Origin of the sequence: Acinetobacter sp. B51(2017) (genome assembly GCF_003711395.1) — a bacterium.
Taxonomy (GTDB): domain Bacteria; phylum Pseudomonadota; class Gammaproteobacteria; order Pseudomonadales; family Moraxellaceae; genus Acinetobacter.
Genome location: NZ_PJRJ01000017.1, coordinates 1 through 13,993, shown reverse-complemented (window position 1 = coordinate 13,993; position 13,993 = coordinate 1). Strand labels below are relative to the sequence as shown.

Annotated in this window: 13 protein-coding genes; 9 read left to right on the top strand and 4 right to left on the bottom strand. The window is 41.1% G+C overall.

The window, feature by feature from the left end; genetic code table 11:
- Positions 1–21 precede the first annotated feature (21 nt).
- From CYK47_RS09450 to CYK47_RS09440, 3 genes are all read left to right on the top strand, one after another.
- Positions 22–855, top strand: a complete 834-nt coding sequence (locus tag CYK47_RS09450; protein ID WP_122901134.1) for a ParA family protein — start codon at positions 22–24, stop codon at positions 853–855.
- 10 nt (positions 856–865) lie between these two features.
- Positions 866–1,939, top strand: coding sequence for a ParB/RepB/Spo0J family partition protein (locus CYK47_RS09445; RefSeq protein WP_122901132.1), 1,074 nt, complete (start codon positions 866–868; stop codon positions 1,937–1,939).
- 186 nt (positions 1,940–2,125) lie between these two features.
- Positions 2,126–3,319 (top strand): MFS transporter, encoded by a 1,194-nt coding sequence (locus tag CYK47_RS09440; RefSeq protein WP_122901130.1) that lies wholly within the window; start codon positions 2,126–2,128, stop codon positions 3,317–3,319.
- A 38-nt stretch (positions 3,320–3,357) separates the two neighbouring features.
- Here CYK47_RS09440 and CYK47_RS09435 read toward each other — a convergent pair whose 3' ends face one another.
- Together CYK47_RS09435 and CYK47_RS09430 are read right to left on the bottom strand one after the other, a co-directional pair.
- Positions 3,358–3,705 (bottom strand): hypothetical protein, encoded by a 348-nt coding sequence (locus CYK47_RS09435; protein WP_122901129.1) that lies wholly within the window; start codon positions 3,703–3,705, stop codon positions 3,358–3,360.
- Positions 3,706–3,798: 93 nt separating this feature from the next.
- Positions 3,799–5,394 carry a fatty acyl-CoA synthetase gene (locus CYK47_RS09430; RefSeq protein ID WP_122901127.1) on the bottom strand — a complete coding sequence of 532 codons (1,596 nt, stop codon included), beginning with the start codon at positions 5,392–5,394 and terminating at the stop codon, positions 3,799–3,801.
- Between the two features lie 447 nt (positions 5,395–5,841).
- On the opposite strand from CYK47_RS09430, the gene CYK47_RS09425 reads away from it, so the two are divergent.
- Entirely contained in the window at positions 5,842–7,008 is a 1,167-nt protein-coding gene (locus tag CYK47_RS09425; protein WP_122901125.1) for an acetyl-CoA C-acetyltransferase, read from the top strand.
- A gap of 25 nt (positions 7,009–7,033) precedes the next feature.
- Here CYK47_RS09425 and CYK47_RS09420 read toward each other — a convergent pair whose 3' ends face one another.
- Entirely contained in the window at positions 7,034–7,651 is a 618-nt protein-coding gene (locus CYK47_RS09420; RefSeq protein WP_122901123.1) for a TetR/AcrR family transcriptional regulator, read from the bottom strand.
- A 238-nt stretch (positions 7,652–7,889) separates the two neighbouring features.
- On the opposite strand from CYK47_RS09420, the gene CYK47_RS09415 reads away from it, so the two are divergent.
- The 5 genes from CYK47_RS09415 to CYK47_RS09395 all read left to right on the top strand — a co-directional run bounded on the left by CYK47_RS09415 (position 7,890) and on the right by CYK47_RS09395 (position 13,654).
- Positions 7,890–8,561, top strand: coding sequence for a GntR family transcriptional regulator (locus CYK47_RS09415; protein WP_122901121.1), 672 nt, complete (start codon positions 7,890–7,892; stop codon positions 8,559–8,561).
- Positions 8,562–8,574: 13 nt separating this feature from the next.
- On the top strand, positions 8,575–9,459 hold the full coding sequence (prpB, locus tag CYK47_RS09410) for a methylisocitrate lyase (RefSeq protein ID WP_122901119.1): 885 nt from the start codon (positions 8,575–8,577) through the stop codon (positions 9,457–9,459).
- 86 nt (positions 9,460–9,545) lie between these two features.
- Complete coding sequence (prpC, locus tag CYK47_RS09405; protein WP_122901117.1) at positions 9,546–10,697, top strand: bifunctional 2-methylcitrate synthase/citrate synthase; 1,152 nt, start codon at positions 9,546–9,548, stop codon at positions 10,695–10,697.
- Positions 10,697–13,330, top strand: coding sequence for a Fe/S-dependent 2-methylisocitrate dehydratase AcnD (acnD, locus tag CYK47_RS09400; RefSeq protein WP_122901116.1), 2,634 nt, complete (start codon positions 10,697–10,699; stop codon positions 13,328–13,330). The genes prpC and acnD overlap by 1 nt, the downstream gene beginning before the upstream one ends.
- A 78-nt stretch (positions 13,331–13,408) precedes the next feature.
- The gene (locus tag CYK47_RS09395) at positions 13,409–13,654 is read left to right on the top strand and encodes a hypothetical protein (protein WP_122901114.1); all 246 of its coding nucleotides are present in this window, start codon (positions 13,409–13,411) and stop codon (positions 13,652–13,654) included.
- Positions 13,655–13,751: 97 nt separating this feature from the next.
- Here CYK47_RS09395 and CYK47_RS09390 read toward each other — a convergent pair.
- On the bottom strand, positions 13,752–13,993 hold a 242-nt coding region (locus tag CYK47_RS09390), incomplete at its 5' end, for a transposase (RefSeq protein WP_213072423.1).

Below are 13,993 nucleotides of genomic sequence, written 5' to 3'. Positions count from 1 at the left end.
TATAGAGTTTAGGTATTATCCATGAATGGAAATCAAGCATTGAAAACTGCGATTGCTCAAAACAAAGGTGGTGTAGGTAAAACCACAATTACAGTGAACGTTGCGGTTGCTTTAGCTGCGCGTGGCTATCAAGTTCTTGTCGTGGATTTAGATGCCCAATGTAATGCAACCAATCATATTAGCGTAGTGCCTGCTGTTGAGCTTTCTTATTCCGTTGCAGATTTCTTTGATGACTATAAAAAATTTGATCCGAGTTTAGCGATCTTAAAAGATGAACAAACTCGTTTTATCAACATTAGTTTATTACCAAGTTCAAAACGTATTGGAGATGCTGCACGTAACTTACAACGCAATAGCCCTATTCCAAATGAAATTTTATCGCGTATTTTAGGCCGTATTGAAGCAGACTATGATTTTATTTTAGTAGATTGCCCACCTGAAATTGAAACGCTGACTTTTAATGCGCTGGTTGCAGTAAATAATTTTATTTTACCAGCACAAGGTCAATATTCTATTGAAGGATTTGAGAAAATCTTAGATGCTATGGATAGTCTAGATCGTATTAATCCTGAACTAAAGATTTTATGTCCAGTACTTAACTTCTTTAAGAAAAACCAATTGGCTGACAAAAATATGAAAGAGCAGCTTGAAGAAGAATTTACCACAGTGGTATTAGAACAGCGAGTGATTCATCCTGAGATTATCTTGATTCCCCAATCTGCAGTTTTTGAACAAGCTGCGATTACTAAGATGTCAATTTATGATTTGGCACCATCAAAAGCAGCTGCTGTTGAGGCGATTGACCGTATTGTTGATTTATTAGAACAACAATATCAGCAACAAAAAGCGGCTTAAGGTGAAAGGGATGTCTAAATTTAATCAATTGTTAAATAAACAAAAGCAGGAAAAAAAAGCACAGGTTGAGCAACCTCAGCTCTTGTCCACTCAACTACCAAGTGAGGAGTATCTCTCCCCCGTACAGCGTCGCGCGCAAACTGGTAATCAATATGGTGTGGCTTTAAAACGTCTAAGCGTTGATTTAATTGACCCTTCGCCTTATCAACCGCGTTTGGTACAAGCTTTGGACAAAAATGAATTACAAGAGCTAGCCGATAATATTCGTCAGCATGGGCAAATTAACCCGATTGTAGTACGACCGAAAAATGGTCGTTATGAGTTGATTGGAGGCGAGAGGCGTTTACAAGCAGTTCGTGATATTTTAAAGCTAAAAGATATTGATTGTTTGATTAAAGATGTCAGCGATGAAAAAGCTGCTTTAACAGCTTTAGTTGATAATATTAATCGTGCTGATTTATCTGATTATGAAATTGCACAGGCTTTATCTCATAATTGCGAACGCTTTGGCTATCCGATTGATAATGTCGAGTTTATGACTGAGAAATTTAATATTTCTCGGAATAAATATTATCGTCTTATTAGTTTATTTGATTTACCAGATTTTATTCGTGAAGATTTAAAAAATACACCTGATGCCCTCAGTGGGTCAGGCGCAAGTTTGCTTAAAACGGCCTTAAACAAAAGCATTGAGCAAATTGGTAAAAAAACTGCTCTAGATTTATTGCAAGCAGCATGGCAGCAATATTTTAGTATAGAGTTCATGCACACTAAAAAACGTAATACCCAATTTATTAAGCAATTTGAGCAGCAAGCGCAAAGTCTATTTATGCAACAGCAGCCGCAGTTACAACAGCTAGATGCAGCGCCTGAGCTAGAGCAGCTTAATTTACCCCCTGAGACGAAATTGCCAATCAAAGCTCAACAAGAAAGTTTATTAAATGCGGCAGGTAAAAAGTTTGGCTCCTTAAAATGCTCAGAAAGTCTTAAAGGCAAAACTGTAGTATCTATTCGGATGAGTGTGCAAGATTTAGATGCAGATAAATTAGATAAAATTAAACAGTTTTTACAAGAGTTGGCTTAATTTAAAAAATTTCGCAGCGAAACTTAAAAAACACCTTCTAAAAGGTGTTTTTTATTTTGTCTAGTTTAAATCTATAGGCTGCATTTAAAAATATATCCGCATCATACTCTTTGGTTGATTCTCAGCGTATGATAATGCCTATCTACATTGATTTAGCCCCTCTCTGTTAGCCTCACGGAAGATTCTATGACTATACCTCAATCTGCAATGTCACAAAAACCACAAAAGATGGTGGTTTCGATGGTTGCAGCAGTAGCGGTTGCCCATTTACTGAATGATTTGATACAGGCGGTATTACCTGCCATTTATCCTATGCTAAAAACTGAATTTCAATTAAGTTTTGCTCAAATTGGTTTAATTGCCCTGGTCTATCAAATCACAGCTTCGTTATTGCAACCTTTTGTTGGGCTATATACAGATAAACACCCGTTGCCTTATTTATTGCCTATTGGTATGAGTATCACTTTGTTAGGCATTGGTGGCTTAGCTATCGCCAGTAACTTCTATATGTTACTTGGCTCTGCAGTGATGATTGGTATCGGTTCTTCTACCTTTCACCCTGAGGCCTCAAGAGTAGCGCGCATGGCCTCTGGTGGACGCTTTGGGACTGCACAGTCGGCATTTCAAGTGGGTGGCAATAGCGGCTCTGCAATAGGACCTTTACTAGCAGCTTTAATTATTGTTCCAAATGGGCAAAGCGCGACAGCGTGGTTTATGGGCTTTGCTTTATTGGCGGTTTTTGTTTTGAGTCGTGTCAGTCGTTGGTTGGTTTCTGAAGCTAAACAAGCTAAAAAAAGTCAAATTGCGCAAACAAAGGGCTTACAAGGGGCTGTTTTATATCGCGCACTTGTCGTCATTGCTGTTTTAATGTTGGTTAAGTTCACTTATATTGCCAGTATGAGCAATTATTACACTTTTTATTTAATGCAACGTTTTGAATTAAGCTTGGCGCAGTCACAAGTGTATTTATTTGCTTTTTTAGCAGCTGTGGCATTAGGTACATTTATGGGAGGACCGATTGGCGATAAGATTGGGCGTAAAGCAGTCATTTGGGTGTCATTTTTAGGTATTATCCCATTTGCATTATTTTTACCTTATGTGAACCTAAGTACGACTATCATTTTATCTATGCTGATTGGCCTAATTATTTCTTCTGCCTTTTCAGCGATGGTGGTGTATGCTCAAGAAGCACTGCCTGGGCGTGTAGGCTTAATCTCAGGTTTAATGTTTGGTGTTATGTTTGGGATTGGTGGCATCGCGGCAGCAGCACTGGGCATATTAGCGGATCACTATGGCATTATTTGGGTGTATAAAGTGTGTGCCTTTTTACCTTTATTAGGATTAATGACGATATTATTACCCAATAGTCGCCCTGCCTAAGTCACTCAGTTTAAAGGCCTACATCAGTAGGCCTTTGTTTATGTACAGCTGATATCTAGTTGTTGTTGATAATAGTTTAAGCTAAAACGCATCTCATCGAGTAATTGTGCTTGACTGGTATCCTTAGAATTAAGGGCTAATAAAGCAGGAATATATTCATTTTGATACACTTTAGGAAAATCTTGGCATAAAGCGTGTTGGCGCTGCTCGGGTGCAAGATCAGGATTCTCAATTTGATCAATTAAGGCAGTAATTTTGTCATCGGCCTGCTGAAAATGATCTGCCAAGGCTTGGGATTCAGTCGAGTTTGGTGCAGCCTCATTTTTTTCACATCCCGCTGCGAAACTGATAAAAATAGCAAGACCCAGTACAATGGTTTTTTTCATTGGCTTATCATCATCGTGTAGATGGCAGTTATCATAGCGTAAAGCGCGATGAAATGGAGCGGCATCGCGCTGAACTTAGTACACTAAGAAAGCTTAAGCAATACGATCCTGACTATAGTGATCTTGATATTGCTCTCTTAGTTGGCGTTTTAAAATTTTACCGCTGGCATTTTTAGGCAACTCTTTGGCAATATGAATTGATTTTGGCATTTTATAGCTGGATAGATGCTGTTCACAGTGTGCTAATAAGGCGTCTAAGTCAAACGAATCCCTATCGTGTACTACGATGACCGCAGTCACTGCTTCAATCCAATGCGGATGAGCCACACCAAACACAGCCACCTCTTGAATTCCTGCAAAACGATAAATGATCTCTTCTACTTCGCGTGTAGAGACATTCTCACCGCCAGTTTTTACGATATCTTTGATACGATCGATAATATATAAATATCCAGACTCATCGAAATAGCCCAAATCACCGCTATGAAACCAACCATGTAAAAATGCTGCTGCGGTTTTTTGTGGTTGATCGGCATAACCTAAAGTAAGATGTGGACTTTTATGGACAATTTCACCGATTTTTCCAGCGGCCAAAATCTCTCCTTGCTCAGACATAATCGCTGTTTCCACGTGAAACACGGGACGCCCCACAGAAGTTGAATAATCTTGATGATCTTCAGGATACAGAACGGTGGCGACAGGGGCCATTTCAGTCTGTCCATAAAATTGCCAAAAACGAATATGCGGTAGTTTGCCTAATAAACTGCTGATCACGCTTTTTGGCATTGCAGAAGCACCATAATAGGCTTTTTGTAAGGAGCTTAAATCTGCATGGTTAAAAAGTGGGGCATTTAAGAGGGCAATCCAAGCAGTCGGGGGGCAAAATAGTTTATTAATCTTTGCTTTGGCAATCAGTTCTAAAACTCGACTAGCATCAAAGCCACGTAAAATATAGCTGGTCGCACCTAAATATAGATCGACATTTAAAAATGCATCAAACTGTGCGCAGTGATATAGCGGGAAAGCATGAATTTCACGATCATCACGAGACATCTCGCCTTCTAAAATAGCACTCATATATTGCCACATTAAGGCTTCACTATTGAGTAGCACGCCTTTAGGCAAAGATTCTGTCCCACTGGTATACATCATACGAATCGGCTCATAGGCATTGAGATCCTGTGCTGCTACAGGCGCGAGCTCATGTTCAAAGCATAGCTCAAGATCTTGCCATTTGGGCAAGGTGGGTGCTTGATTTAAATTAATATGATAGAAATGCTGCAATTGGTGTTGAGATTGCTGCATTGCGGCATCAACAGTGGCTGTCAGTTGATCTTCGGCAAAAATAATTTTACATTGGCTATTTTCTAAAATATAGGCTAACTCCTTACTGTTGAGCATAAAATTAACCGGTACAGTAATAATACCTAAACGTGCCGCGGCAAAATGAATGACAGGAAATTGCCAACAATTATGACTCAGCAACAACAAACGATCCGATTTTTGTAAGCCAATTTTGGTGAGGTAAGCAGCGAGCTGTTCGACCTTTTGATAAAAGGCATGATAAGTCAGCTCAACATCGCCATCCACCAATGCCAATTTATTAGGTTGGCGTTGAGCACTGCGTCGAGGAATATCACTGATATGATAATGACGTGCATGTTGTACTAATTGAGTCAGTTGTGACATGAGGTTTTTCCTTATTGTTATGACGTGCTTAATCCTGCACTTTGTGCTGTTGTTATTGTGCTGCAATTTTAGCTTAAATAAAAAAATCGCGTTTGTATAGGAATCTATCAGTTGCTTTATGTCATTGTGCAGATAGAGGCTTTGAAACATTTTAAATTTCGCTGCGAAACTTGAAAAATAAAATTGCTAAGTTGGAACTTTAAAAAAGATTTTAGCTGCTTAAATATGAGCTAAAGATCTATACATAAAATTTAGTACGCAACAGTACAAGAGGAATATTTAAATTTTGTATTGAGGTTCACAGGCTTTAGTTGCAGTTGAATAGTTGCCTTGATTAAGTAAATTGGCGACCGCCCAGTTCTGCATTTTTTATGCTGTTTCGCTGCGAAACTTAAAAAATTATGTTATTTATAGCCTACAACAAAAAATTCAAATCTAAGGATAATAATGACAGGTGCATATATTGTAGAGGCACTACGTAGTGCGGGTGGGCGTCGTAATGGTAAATTAAGTCAGACCCATGCCGCTGATCTAGGCGCAGATGTGATTAACGCACTGCTTGAACGTAGCCAAATTGATCCGAATATAGTAGATGATGTAATTGTCGGCTGTGTCACGCAAGGCGGTGAACAGGCCTTTTCTTTTGCCCGCAATGTGATTTTAGCTTCAAATTTACCGCAACATATTCCAGGGGTCACCATCGACCGTCAATGTGGTAGCTCACAGCAAGCCATGCAATTTGCTGCCCAAGCAGTGATGTCTGGTACACAAGATATTGTGATTGCCGCAGGGGTTGAAAGTATGAGCCGCGTACCAATGTTTAGCAATATTCAATTGGCGGCTCAAGCAGGACTTGCTGCTGATCCTTTAAGTGAGCGCATTAAAAAACGTTTCGGGGTCAATGCATTTAGTCAATTTCACGGTGCTGAACTCTTGGCGCAAAAATATGCATTAACTCGCGATGATTTAGATCAATATGCGCTAAAAAGTCATCAACGTGCCCAGCAAGCGATTGAACAGCAATTATTTGAACATGAAATTGTTCCAATTCAATTGCCAGATGGCACATGGCATCGTCAAGATGAAGGCGTGCGTTTCAATGCCACTTTAGAAAGTGTCGCCAACGTGAAGCCATTACAAGAGGATGGGGTGATTAGTGCTGCCAATGCCAGCCAAATTTGTGATGGTGCAAGTGCGGTGCTGATTGTCAGTGAACGTGCTTTAAAAGCTTATGGCTTAACTCCCAAAGCACGTATTATTAATCTGACTATTACTGCGGGCGACCCTGTGATCATGCTCGAAGAGCCAATTACGGCGACTAAAACCGCGTTAAAAAAATCGGGTTTAGCTTTACAAGATATTGACTTATTTGAGGTGAATGAAGCCTTTGCCAGTGTACCTTTAGCATGGCTGAAAGCTTTAGATGTTGAGCCTGAAAAAGTCAATAAATATGGTGGCGCGATTGCCTTAGGTCATCCGCTTGGCGCTAGCGGTACAAAATTGATGAGCACTTTATTGCATGGTTTGCAGCGCGAGGGTAAACGCTACGGTTTACAGACCATGTGCGAAGGTGGTGGTATGGCCAATGTGACCATCATTGAAGCCTATGCTTAAGTACTTGAACCGAACACAGCAAGGTTTAACGGATATTTAAACCTTGCATTAAAATTTCCACCATTTGGTTGACGACCTCCTCGGCACTCAGCTCACCATCTACCCGATACCAATTGGCAGCACTGTTCATTGCTCCTGTTAAGGTCACGGCTAATAACTTCGGATGATGTTGTTGACTAATCGCACCTTCTTGCATAGCTTGCTGTAGCATATTGACAAAGGCCTGATGCACTTGGCGTTTTTGGGCATGTAATTGGCTTTGTGCTTGTGTAGATAACACCTCATCAGGCGTTAAAATCACACAACGACCAAAATCATCTAAGATCCTTAAACCATATAAATATAAAAATTGCCGTATGCGGGTCGCGCCATCATAGTGTTGTTGTTCAACCTGTTTGGCTGCTTGTAATAAATGTGCCACACCCGCTTCTAAACAGGTCATTAGGATCTGTTCTTTATTGCCCAAATAATGATAAATGGTCGGTTTAGAGATCTTAAGGCTATGTGCAACTTCGTCTAAAGATGTAGCATGAAAGCCTTTTTGATTAAACATTTTAACCGCTGCATGCATGAGCGCTTCACGTTTGGCTTGGCGTTCTAATTGTTTTTGTTCGGCACTAATTAACTGAAAATCAATATCCATATGCACTCATCAAAATGGGAGTTGATTTTGATGTTAGCTTAAGTCAAGCATATTCTGCAAAAAATGAACCCATGGGTCACTACTCAGGTTGGCCTGATTTATACAGTAAAAGCGGCTATTTTTATTATGCTTTAGTCTTAAAAACATAAATTGTTGACAATCATTGTTGAAAAAATCATCTTTTGTCCGTATTTTGGATATATATTCACCATATTGTTGACAATCTAGGCGAAATTGCATGGACGCGCTTTTAGACAAAAATCCTAATCTCACCCTTACTGATCAAATTTTTGAAAAGATTCAAAATGCGATTATTTGTGGTGACTTGCCAGCGGGAAGCAAAATTTCTGAACCCGAGTTGGCGCGTATATACGGAATTAGTCGTGGGCCATTGCGTGAAGCCATTCATCGTTTAGAAGGGCAAAAATTGGTAGAACGCACGGCGCATGTCGGGGCGCGTGTGGTGGCATTGTCCACGCAGCAACTGACAGAGCTGTATCAAATTCGTGAAAACTTAGAAGGTTTAGCATGTCGCTTAGCGGCAGAAAATATCGACAAAGAACAAATTTTAGCTTTGCGTGCAGTGTTACGTTTGCATAGCGAAGATCCTAATTTTAAACAAGGCAAAGGCTATTATTTACAGCATGGCGATGATGATTTTCATTACTGCATTATCCGAAGCTGTGGCAACAAAATCTTAGAAAAAATGCTCTGTTATGAGCTTTACCACCTTATTCGTATGTACCGCATTCAGTTTTCCAATACCCCAAATCGTCCGCATAAAGCCCTGACGGAACATCTACAAATTGTAGATGCGATTGCTGAAGGCGATGGCGAATTGGCGGAATTACTGATGCGTCGTCATATTGCCGCATCTTATATCAACATTAAAAACAATATCGTTTTATAACAAGGAGAGACACATGTCACAACTTACAGCAGGTCAAAAATTCCGCGAAGCGGTTGCAACTGAACATCCACTTCAAGTCGTTGGCGCAATTAATGCCAATCATGCTTTGTTGGCAAAACGTGCCGGTTATAAAGCAATTTACTTGTCAGGTGGTGGCGTAGCAGCAGGCTCGTTGGGTTTACCCGACCTTGGTATTAGTAATTTAGATGACGTGTTAACTGATGTACGCCGTATTACTGATGTATGTGATTTACCGCTATTAGTTGATGCTGACACAGGTTTTGGTGCATCTGCTTTTAATATTGCGCGTACCACCAAATCGTTAATTAAATTTGGTGCTGCAGCGATGCACATTGAAGACCAAGTGGGCGCAAAACGCTGTGGTCACCGTCCAAATAAAGCCATTGTGACACAACAAGAAATGGTTGATCGTATTAAAGCGGCTGTAGATGCCCGTACCGATGCTAGCTTTGTGATTATGGCGCGTACTGATGCTTTAGCTGTAGAAGGCTTACAAGCTGCGATTGATCGTGCAGGTGCTTATATTGAAGCAGGTGCAGACATGCTATTCCCTGAAGCAATCACTGAACTAGAAATGTATCGTCAGTTTGCTCAAGCGACTAAAGCGCCTATTCTTGCCAACATTACTGAATTTGGTTCGACGCCATTATTTACCACACAAGAATTGGCGTCTGCTGATGTCAGCCTTGCGCTATATCCATTATCAGCATTCCGTGCTATGAACAAAGCAGCTGAAAATGTCTACAACACGTTGCGTCAAGAAGGTACACAAAAAAATGTAGTAGACACTATGCAAACGCGTCAAGAGTTATACGAACGTATTAATTACCACGCATTTGAACAATATTTAGATGCATCGTTTGTAAAAGCCAAATAAACTGCTATTTTTACAGCCTAAGAATTAGAACTTAAATAGTGCATGAAGCACTGAGTAGCCCAAAAGCCAAAATAAGGAAAATTAACATGACAAGTGCAGTAACAGCGATTAAACCGAAAAAATCAGTGGCATTAAGTGGTCAAGTTGCAGGTAACACAGCATTGTGTACCGTAGGCCGTAGTGGTAATGACCTCCATTATCGTGGCTATGACATTATGGACTTAGCTGGTCAATGTGAATTTGAAGAGGTCGCTTATCTATTGGTACACGGCAAGTTGCCAAACCAAGCTGAATTAAGCGCATATAAAGCTAAACTTAAAGCCTTACGTGGTTTACCCGCAGGTTTAAAAACTGCTTTAGAACAACTACCACCATCAGCACATCCAATGGACGTAATGCGTACAGGTGTATCAGTACTAGGTTGTTTACAACCAGAGCACGAAGACCATAACTATGCTGGCGCGCGTGATATTGCCGATAAATTGATGGCAAGCTTTGGTTCGATGTTGTTGTATTGGTACCACTTTAGCCACAACGGTCGTCGTATTGTGGTTGAAAGCAACGAAGATTCAATTGGCGGTCACTTCCTACATTTACTGCATGGCAAACCACCATCAAAAGAGTGGGTAGAAGCGATGCATACCTCGTTAATTTTATATGCAGAGCATGAATTTAATGCGTCAACCTTTACTTCGCGTGTGATTGCGGGTACAGGTTCAGACATGTATTCAACTATTGCGGGTGCGATTGGTGCCTTACGTGGTCCGAAACACGGCGGTGCCAACGAAGTTGCCTTTGTGATTCAGCAACGTTATAATGATGCTGATGAAGCTGAAGCGGATATTCGTAAACGTGTAGCGAATAAAGAAGTTGTGATTGGTTTTGGTCACCCTGTATACACCATTGCTGACCCACGTAACAACGTGATTAAGAAAGTGGCTTTAGATTTAGCTGAAGCGCAAAACAACAAGAAGATGTATCTCATCGCGGAACGTTTAGAAGCGGTGATGAAAGAAGTCAAAAACATGTTCCCGAACCTCGATTGGTTTAGTGCAGTAAGCTACCACTTAATGGGCGTACCAACAGCGATGTTCACCCCGTTATTCGTGATTGCACGTACTGCAGGTTGGGCGGCGCATGTGATCGAACAACGTCAAGACGGTAAAATTATCCGTCCAAGCGCGAACTACACAGGCCCAGAAGACTTAAAATTCAAACCATTGGCGGAGCGCGTTTAATGAATCAGCTGTACCGTAAACGCTTAGCGAATACCAACTTAGACTATTATGATGTACGCCAAGCGGTAGAAGACATTCAAGCGGGAAGCTATGCCAAACTGCCATATACTTCTAAAGTATTGGCAGAACAATTGGTGCGCCGCGCTGAACCTGAACAATTAACTGCTTTTTTAACCCAGCTGATTGAAAATCGTCAAGATTTAGACTTTCCTTGGTATCCAGCACGCGTAGTCTGCCACGATATCTTAGGTCAAACTGCTCTGGTCGATCTTGCCGGTTTACGTGACGCAATTGCCGACAAAGGTGGTGATCCTGCTAAAGTTAACCCAGTGGTGCCGACCCAGCTGATTGTCGATCACTCATTGGCGGTGGAATATGGTGGTTTTGATCCTGACGCGTTTGAAAAAAACCGTGCAGTGGAAGATCGTCGTAACGAAGACCGTTTCCATTTTATTGAGTGGACCAAAACCGCTTTTGAAAACGTCGATGTGATTCCTGCGGGTAACGGCATCATGCACCAAATTAACTTGGAGAAAATGTCTCCAGTGGTGCAAAACCGTGATGGCGTGGCTTATCCAGACACTTGTGTGGGTACAGATTCACACACCCCACACACCGATGCGCTTGGCGTGATTTCAATTGGCGTGGGCGGACTTGAAGCTGAAAACGTAATGCTTGGCCGTGCTTCTTGGATGCGTGTGCCGGATATTATTGGCGTTGAACTGGTTGGTCAACGTCAAGCGGGCATTACTGCAACCGATATTGTATTAGCCTTAACTGAATTTTTACGTAAAGAACGTGTTGTAGGTGCCTATTTAGAATTCTTTGGTGAAGGTGCTGACAGCATGTCTGTGGGTGACCGCGCCACGATTTCTAATATGACGCCTGAATATGGTGCCACGGCTGCGATGTTCTACATCGACCAAAACACCATTGATTATTTAACCTTAACCGGTCGTGAAGCTGAACAAGTTCAATTGGTTGAAACCTATGCCAAAGAAATTGGTCTTTGGGCAGCCGATATGACACAGGCACAGTACCCACGCGTACTGCGTTTTGATTTATCGCAAGTAACACGTAACATTGCAGGCCCATCAAACCCACATGCACGTGTTTCAACTAGCGATTTAAAAGCCAAAGGCATTGCAGGTAATTTAGACGCAGCGCGCGCGCATGAAGCTGAAGGCTTAATGCCAGATGGAGCAATTATTATTGCCGCGATTACCTCATGTACCAATACTTCTAACCCACGTAATACCGTAGCGGCAGGTTTATTAGCACGTAAAGCCAATGAACTGGGCTTAACGCGTAAGCCTTGGGTAAAATCATCTTTTGCACCGGGTTCTAAAGCAGCAGCGCTGTATTTAGAAGAAGCGGGTGTACTTGAAGATTTAGAAAAATTAGGCTTTGGTATTGTCGCTTATGCATGTACCACCTGTAATGGTATGTCAGGTGCATTAGATCCAGTGATTCAACAAGAAATTATTGACCGCGATTTATATGCGACTGCGGTGTTATCAGGTAACCGTAACTTTGACGGTCGTATCCATCCATACGCTAAACAAGCCTTCTTGGCATCTCCGCCGCTAGTTGTAGCGTATGCAATTGCTGGTACCATGCGTTTTGATATCGAAACGGATTCACTTGGTAACGATAAAAACGGTAACCCAATTTACCTCAAAGACATTTGGCCATCGGATGCTGAAATTGACGCTTTGGTTAAACAAGCAGTTAAGCCTGAGCAGTTTAAGAAAGTCTATATCCCAATGTTTGATTTAGGCAAAGCGGAAAAAGCGCCAAGTCCATTGTATAACTGGCGTCCGCAAAGTACCTATATCCGTCGTCCGCCATATTGGGAAGGTGCACTGGCTGCACCGCGCACCTTAGCCAATATGCGTCCATTGGCGATTTTAGGCGATAACATCACCACGGATCATTTATCACCATCCAATGCGATTGTGTTAGATTCTGCAGCAGGTGAGTACTTAGCTAAAATGGGCTTGCCTGAAGAAGACTTTAACTCATACGCAACCCACCGTGGTGACCATTTAACTGCACAGCGTGCAACATTGGCCAACCCGAAGCTATATAACGAAATGGTGGTTCGTGCCGATGGTACGATCAAGCAAGGTTCTAAAGCGCGTGTCGAGCCAGAAGGCGAAGTCATGCGTATGTGGGAAGCGATTGAAACCTACATGAACCGTAAGCAGCCTTTAATTGTGATTGCAGGTAAAGATTACGGTCAAGGTTCAAGCCGTGATTGGGCAGCCAAAGGCGTACGTTTAGCAGGTGTTGAAGCGATTGTTGCTGAAGGTTTTGAGCGTATTCACCGGACTAACTTGGTGGGTATGGGTGTATTACCACTTGAGTTTAAAGCAGGTACAGATCGTAAAACTTTAGGTTTAGATGGTACTGAGCTATACAGCGTAATTGGTAATATTGCACCGCGTTCGACTTTAACGTTAGTGATTGAACGTGCAACTGCCGATGGTAAAAATCAAGTGGTTGAAGTACCTGTAACTTGCCGTTTAGATACAGAAGAAGAAGTGTCTGTATATGAAGCGGGTGGTGTATTACAACGCTTTGCACAAGACTTTTTAGAAGCCAATGAAGCAACTGAGGCAATTGCTTAAGACTTTTACCTAAAGTGATTGAAATTGTTTAGAAAAAGCCCTACCGTAAGGTGGGGCTTTTTATTTGGATAATTAAAAATGTACGAAGAGCGCTATGCAAAAGCAATTTCTTTAGGATATAAATTTTTAGAAGAAGATGATAATGGTGGGGCTGTTTACGTTAAAAACGGGCTAAAATGGATTGAGAACTATGCTGATCTTGCTAAAACATTACAAAAAAACAAGAAGATCTTTTATCCTTTGATGATATCGAAGATAAATACAATGTTGATGACTATTTTTTTCATAACTTTCAAGAAGAGTTACCTACTCAAGTCAGTTTAGAGCGTCAAATAAATTGGATTAATAATGGTTTATGCGAATTTGAAAATATTTTTGGTGAAAATGTTAATTATAACCCGAATCATGCATAAGCCTGATTTTACATCTTTATAAATTGAGGCTTATTTTCATGACAGATTTGATAAGCACAGAGTGATGCATAAATCCCTGCGAAATAACCTGAAATAGAACGATGGCGACTGCCTATTAGGTTATATTGTTGCTTCAATAAGCTAAAGATCGTCTCTATTTTATTGCGTTGTTTCAGCATAAGCTCATCCTCTAATGAGAGTTCTAATGGTCTCATGTTCTTGCGATGATACGTAATCAATTCAACACCTT

Bases quoted from the DNA above. Each gene is read 5' to 3' on its own strand.
- CYK47_RS09440 (WP_122901130.1), top strand. From the start codon at position 2,126: ATGACTATACCTCAATCTGCAATGTCACAAAAACCACAAAAGATGGTG.
- acnD (WP_122901116.1), top strand. From the start codon at position 10,697: ATGAATCAGCTGTACCGTAAACGCTTAGCGAATACCAACTTAGACTAT.
- prpC (WP_122901117.1), top strand. From the start codon at position 9,546: ATGACAAGTGCAGTAACAGCGATTAAACCGAAAAAATCAGTGGCATTA.
- CYK47_RS09415 (WP_122901121.1), top strand. From the start codon at position 7,890: ATGGACGCGCTTTTAGACAAAAATCCTAATCTCACCCTTACTGATCAA.
- prpB (WP_122901119.1), top strand. From the start codon at position 8,575: ATGTCACAACTTACAGCAGGTCAAAAATTCCGCGAAGCGGTTGCAACT.
- CYK47_RS09430 (WP_122901127.1), bottom strand. From the start codon at position 5,394: ATGTCACAACTGACTCAATTAGTACAACATGCACGTCATTATCATATC.
- CYK47_RS09435 (WP_122901129.1), bottom strand. From the start codon at position 3,705: ATGAAAAAAACCATTGTACTGGGTCTTGCTATTTTTATCAGTTTCGCA.
- CYK47_RS09425 (WP_122901125.1), top strand. From the start codon at position 5,842: ATGACAGGTGCATATATTGTAGAGGCACTACGTAGTGCGGGTGGGCGT.
- CYK47_RS09395 (WP_122901114.1), top strand. From the start codon at position 13,409: ATGTACGAAGAGCGCTATGCAAAAGCAATTTCTTTAGGATATAAATTT.
- CYK47_RS09420 (WP_122901123.1), bottom strand. From the start codon at position 7,651: ATGGATATTGATTTTCAGTTAATTAGTGCCGAACAAAAACAATTAGAA.
- CYK47_RS09450 (WP_122901134.1), top strand. From the start codon at position 22: ATGAATGGAAATCAAGCATTGAAAACTGCGATTGCTCAAAACAAAGGT.
- CYK47_RS09445 (WP_122901132.1), top strand. From the start codon at position 866: ATGTCTAAATTTAATCAATTGTTAAATAAACAAAAGCAGGAAAAAAAA.